8 protein-coding genes are annotated in these 5205 nt (G+C 62.5%); all 8 read right to left on the bottom strand.

Translation table 11 applies throughout. The annotated features are described in order from the left end of the window. Nucleotides 1-525 (bottom strand): type IV secretion system protein (locus BFV97_RS17050; protein WP_172827933.1); only part of this gene is annotated, 525 nt, incomplete at its 3' end. 12 nt (nucleotides 526-537) lie between these two features. Beyond that, entirely contained in the window at nucleotides 538-951 is a 414-nt protein-coding gene (locus BFV97_RS17055; RefSeq protein WP_069301601.1) for a hypothetical protein, read from the bottom strand. Further along, entirely contained in the window at nucleotides 948-1142 is a 195-nt protein-coding gene (locus BFV97_RS17060) for a DUF4177 domain-containing protein (RefSeq protein ID WP_069301602.1), read from the bottom strand. Before BFV97_RS17060 ends, BFV97_RS17055 begins: the two co-directional genes overlap by 4 nt. Beyond that, on the bottom strand, nucleotides 1139-2125 hold the full coding sequence (locus tag BFV97_RS17065) for an ATPase, T2SS/T4P/T4SS family (RefSeq protein WP_069301603.1): 987 nt from the start codon (nucleotides 2123-2125) through the stop codon (nucleotides 1139-1141). Before BFV97_RS17065 ends, BFV97_RS17060 begins: the two co-directional genes overlap by 4 nt. Before the next feature lie 4 nt (nucleotides 2126-2129). Next, complete coding sequence (locus tag BFV97_RS17070) at nucleotides 2130-3509, bottom strand: TraB/TrbI/VirB10 family type IV secretion system protein (protein ID WP_069301604.1); 1380 nt, start codon at nucleotides 3507-3509, stop codon at nucleotides 2130-2132. Beyond that, complete coding sequence (locus BFV97_RS17075) at nucleotides 3506-4201, bottom strand: TrbG/VirB9 family P-type conjugative transfer protein (RefSeq protein WP_069301605.1); 696 nt, start codon at nucleotides 4199-4201, stop codon at nucleotides 3506-3508. The genes BFV97_RS17070 and BFV97_RS17075 overlap by 4 nt, the downstream gene beginning before the upstream one ends. A 2-nt stretch (nucleotides 4202-4203) precedes the next feature. After that, nucleotides 4204-4857, bottom strand: coding sequence for a VirB8 family type IV secretion system protein (locus BFV97_RS17080; protein WP_069301606.1), 654 nt, complete (start codon nucleotides 4855-4857; stop codon nucleotides 4204-4206). Nucleotides 4858-4874: 17 nt separating this feature from the next. Next, the coding region (locus tag BFV97_RS17085) for a type IV secretion system protein (RefSeq protein WP_281200963.1) at nucleotides 4875-5205 on the bottom strand (331 nt) is incomplete at its 5' end.

The raw sequence follows: 5205 nt of genomic DNA on the forward strand, positions 1-5205 counted from the left end.
CCCGATTAGAAGTGCGATCACCAGGCGGGATGCCACAAGGATGAAGGCGGCCAGCCCGCCGAGTATCGAGAGCAAGAGGACCCCGACAATGTCTAGCATGGCGCCGGCCATCCAGTTCAGTTCTGATCCAGCTGCATTGAGGTAGTCGCCGAGTTCAGCGATCAGTCGGTCGAATTCTTCCGCGAAGGTGCCAGAAGGGCCGGGAGTTCCACCACCGACCGAAGCCACGAGCGCCCCCGCAATGCTGTCGATGCCGGCCAGGATGGCGGAGGAGAGGGTGTTGAACTGCACCCAGTTGGTCGCGAATATTCCGATCAACCCGATCTTGACCGCGAGCCAGAAGGCCGTGCGGCCGTCCATCGCCTTGTATTGGTAGATCATGTTCAGGAAGACGAGGATTACCACAAGCGTTGTTCCCAGCACCAGAAGCGTGCCAACCGTTGCCGCGACCGATCCGAACTGGGTTTCTGCGGCTGTGTCGAGATAGCCTTGGGAGGTTTCAACGAAGTAGGTGACGACGCTCATAGCGGGGCTGCCTTACCAATTGCCCGCGGCTTCGCAGATGGCCGTAGCCTCGAGGCGAACGTTGTTGGCGCGCCGATTGTAGGCGTCCGAAGCTTCCAGCATTTCCCAGCGTTCGTCACTGGCGTGGCGCTCTCGAAACATCGCCTCGGCCGCGTCCCAAGATGGGAAGCGGATTTCGCAGTTGCAGCTTTCGGTCTCGACGATGCGCTCAAGATTCTGGGCGCGGTAGATATCCTGGACCAACACGCGTTGATAGGCTTGGCGCAGGGGAATTTCTTGCATCCAGCTGGGTTCGACGGGCCGGTCTGGACAGACGTTGAAACTGCGCTCAAGGCTCGGCACCAGGTTGCGCTCAGCGAAGGCTGGTGAAGACGTCATGCCGAGGACCATCCCGGTCAAAGCAAGGGTTAGCCGTGCCAGCCTCATGCCGTGGCTCCGATGACGGTGGTTTCGCGCTTCAGGAAGACCGTGTGCCCGACATTGGCAAATTCCGAGGAGCTGATCGACACTACCTCCCAGCCTTCGGCCCCCTTCGCGTTCAGGCTGGCCTGCATGTCGGTGAGACTGGTTTTTCGGGTCATGGGAAAGGACAGGATGTTGTATTCAAAGGTCTTCATGGGGAAGTTCCAATCTCAGTTGCGCCGGGCAGGTAGAATTCGGTGATGCCGCGTTTGCCATCATGGCGACCGGCCTGGATGATTACGTCGATGGAGTTCTCGATGTACTGGATCATGTCGGCATAGGTCATCGGGATCTCGGTCTTGAGTGCGGCGATGGCCAGACGCTGCACGGCAAGTTGCGGGGTTTCTGCGTGCAGCGTGGTCATTGAGCCGCCATGGCCAGTGTTGATCGCCTCGAGGAAGGTCATGGCCTCCTTGCCTCGCACCTCGCCCAGGATGATCCGGTCGGGGCGCATGCGCAACGTTGCGGTGAGCAGCACATCGGCGGTCTGGAACTCCGCATCGCGATTGGCGATGAGGGTCACGGCATTGGGCTGGGTCGGCAGAAGCTCGGCGGCTTCCTCGATGGTGACGATGCGTTCCTCGGATGGCACGTGCGAGAGGATCTTGCGCGCAGCCACGGTCTTGCCGGTGGAGGTGCCGCCAGAGACGATCATGTTAAGCTTGTTGTCGACGCAAAAGGCCAGCGCATCGTCGATCACGCCCGCGGCCACCACATCGCGCAGTTCGTGGGTTTTCTCGAGGCGGAGTTCTTCAAGCTTGCGTTCCTTGCCAAAAAGGAAATCAAGCGCAATCCCGTCAAGCGGCAGGCTTGAGAAGAACCGAAGGCTGATCGACATGGCCGAGAGCACGGCAGGCGGGGTGATGACCTGTGCGCGGATCGGGCGCCCCTTGTAGGTGATCGAGACCGAGACGATCGGGCGGTCCTTGCTCAATGTTGTGTTGGCGGAGGAGGCGATCTGGTTGCCGAGGTCTTTCACTTCGATTGCGGTCAGCGCCTGGGCCAGCTTTCGCATGAAATGATCGCCCTGGAATTCGCCCCAGCAGGAGCCGTCGGGGTTGATGCAGATCTCGATGACATCGTCGCGGGCGGCGGCTTCGATCCGGTCGAGGGAGGTTTCGAGATAGCTCAGCGACATGGGCTCAGAATATCTCCAGATCGCGGTCGACCATCACCGTGACGCGCGCGCCCTGGTCGACATAGATGACCGGGCCGATCGAGAGGTAATCGCCAATCACACTGTCCGTGGCATCGGCAAGATCATCGCCCACGTCTTCGAGCACATCCGCGGCGGTTTCGTCCTGCACATTTGCAGCGGCTGCACTAGGCGCGGCGGAGATCAGTGAAATCAGCGCGGCCGAGCCGAAGCGCTCGTCAAAGCGCGTGTCGACAAAGCCGGTGACGCCGGAGCGACCCAATTCATCGCCCCCAAAAGAACTGATCTGGATGGTCTGGTTGTCGGGCAGAATGATCCGGTCCCAAGCGATCGTGACCCGGCGCTGCGCGATATCAACGCCCGAACGATAGCGCCCGATGAGGCGGGATCCACGCGGGATCAAGAGCCGAGAACCGTCGAAACTGAACACGTCTTCGGAAACAACGGCCCGGGTCTGGCCGGGCAGAGAGCTGTCGAGGGCTGTTTCCATGACGGCCTGGATCATGGTGCCCTGTAGAATCGTGTTGGAGGGATTGGCGATCACCTCGGCCTGCGTCACCGTCGAGGGCAGTGCACCGTTCAGCACGAAATCCGTCACCTCGCCGAAGGTGCGTTCGGTCAGAGCCGTTTCATTCGCTCCGGACGTGCCGCCAAACGCGATGGTGGGCGAGGCGATGCGCCGCTCCTGGAAGGCGCGTTCCTCCGCGGCGCGGCGCTCCAGCTCGGCCATGCGCCGGGCTTCTTCCTCGCGGCGCAGTCGCTCTTGCTCGCGTGCGCGCAGCTCATCCTCCGTGGGGCCCGCTGGGGCGGGCTGGGGTCGGCTGGCCTCGAGTTGGGCCAGTTCCAGATCCATGCGTAATTGCTCAAGGCTGCGATCCCGCGCCGTCAGTTCGTCCTGGAATCGTTGCTGTGCGGCTTCCGAGGCGGCTTGTAGCGCAGCGATCTGAGCGGTCAGCGCGTCGATCGCCTCTGCGGCGGCGGTGTCTTCCTCGACGACCGGTTCGGGGGCGTTGCGTAATTCCTCGATCTGAGCCTGCAGCGCGGTGATCTGCGCCAGAAGCTCCGCGTTGGGCTCGACTGGATCCGGTCCGACAAACACAACCTCGGGCTCGGGCGGGGGCAAGGTCTCGATGGCGCCAAAGCCGTCCCCCTCGTTTTGGAAGACGTCCGGGGTGGCCGTCGGCAAGGCTTCCTCTTCGTCAGGCTGTGAGAGGAGAAAAAGCAGGGCACCACCCGCGCCGATGATGAGGACCACGATCAGCGCGAGAAGGGGCGACCGGCGCTGCGCCGCCGTGGGGGCGCGGGCACTGCCTTTCTCAAGGGCGGCGAGGCGCCTTTCCAGCTCGGTGTTCTTGGTATCGCTCATGAGGTGGCCTCCGCGGGCGGGATCGCCTCGATGCAGACCACCTCCTCGCCAAGTCGCAGGACCCATTGGCGATTTACGCCGCTGACGCGGATCACGCCGTCTTCAGGGGTTTGCGTGTTGACCGTGCGCTCGCGGCCGCCCGCGTAGCGGAAGATCGCGGGGACAGGCGCGTTTCTGGGAAACGCGAAATACGTGAACTTCCCGTCATCCCAGATGCGCGTTGGCGTGAACTCGGTCCGCGCGCTGGCGCCGTAGTTGTAGTTCGGCGCTTGGGCGGCGATGGCCCGGGTCGGGCGCGCATCGTCCTCCGGATAGCGGAACTGCACCACGTAGAAGGTTGGGCTGCGGACCTCCTGGACGTTGAAGTAGTAGCTCCGGCGGTTCGTGTAGACCGTCACATTGGTATGAACGCCGCGCGCGACGGGCTTGATCGCGAAGGCCTGGCCGCCCGGCACGCCGTCGATCTCAAACCCTTCCGTGTCGCCTGCAATAATCGAGCGGATGCTTTCGCCGATCCCGAACTCGATGGTGGTCACATGGGTGAGCGACACGCTGAGACGGTAGACCTGACCCTCCTGGTAGGTGGCCAAGCGCACCCGGCTGTCGTTGGGACCGCCACGCGGGATGGCTTCGGCAGAGGCGAGGCCGGGCAACAGGGCAATGACAAAAATAAGCGATCTTATAAACAACAACGTCAGTTCTCCAATCTGTCGGAGCGGATGGAATATTCGAGGACGGTGAAGCCGAATGGATTGGTCCAGACCTCATCGATGGACCGGCGGGTCTCGGGGCGGAACTCGAAGAGAAGGGTCGCGGTGAAGATCCCGGTCTGGGTGCCGTTGATGGAGGTCAGACGCTTGCGCAGGCGCACCGTGGCGCGGTTGGTGCCGATCCGGTTGATGCTGAGGATTTCCACGTCGAGCCGGGCATTGGGGCCATAGACTGTCGGCGGATAGTTTTCATTTGCGCTGTTCCAGATCTGGCGCAGCCCGCTCTCGGCGGCCCCGTCCGAGCGGCGCAGGACGCTGCGGATGCGCAAATCGTTGTCGAGCTGGTTGTAGACTTCGCGGTCAGTCACATAGCGGAACACCTCCGCCTCGATGATCGCCTGGTTGGCGGTCACCGAGGAAGCGCCCACCGAGGCCTCGGGGAGAGCAAAGCCGGTGGCGGGATCGTAGGGAACAACGACGGGGGGTGGGTCGACATCGAGGATCGAGACAGCCGCTGCGCTCAGACAGCCGATGATGCCGAAGACAAGACCTGTCAGACCAAGACGCTGCCAAAGCCGTTCGCGGCGCAAGGCACCGTAGACCAGTTCTTCCTCGATGATTTCTTGTTCAGTCGCCACCCGTCATGCCCCCACGATCAGTCTGCCCGGAGGTCCGGTAACGTGAAATCCATGAAGTGCTGTTCTTCGGCGATGGTGGCGGCATCGATCACGCCGCCGGTGCCATCGCCCACGGTCTGGATGGCTTCGAGTTGCCACATGGCGACCAGCGCAATGGCGAGCTCCGCGGTCACGCGCGTGTTGAGATCGATGCTTTCCTTTAGTTCGTCCATGTCGTCGATGAGTCCGACAAGGCGGTCGACCCGCTCGAGCGACTGGCCGGCATCTTCATAGCTGTTCTGGGCGGCGGCTGAGACGAGTGCGCCGGTTGTTGCCTGCGTGGCCACACGGTTGGCCCCGGGATTGCCG

Source organism: Neptunicoccus sediminis (assembly GCF_001719615.1).
Classification (GTDB): Bacteria; Pseudomonadota; Alphaproteobacteria; order Rhodobacterales; family Rhodobacteraceae; genus Amylibacter; species Amylibacter sediminis.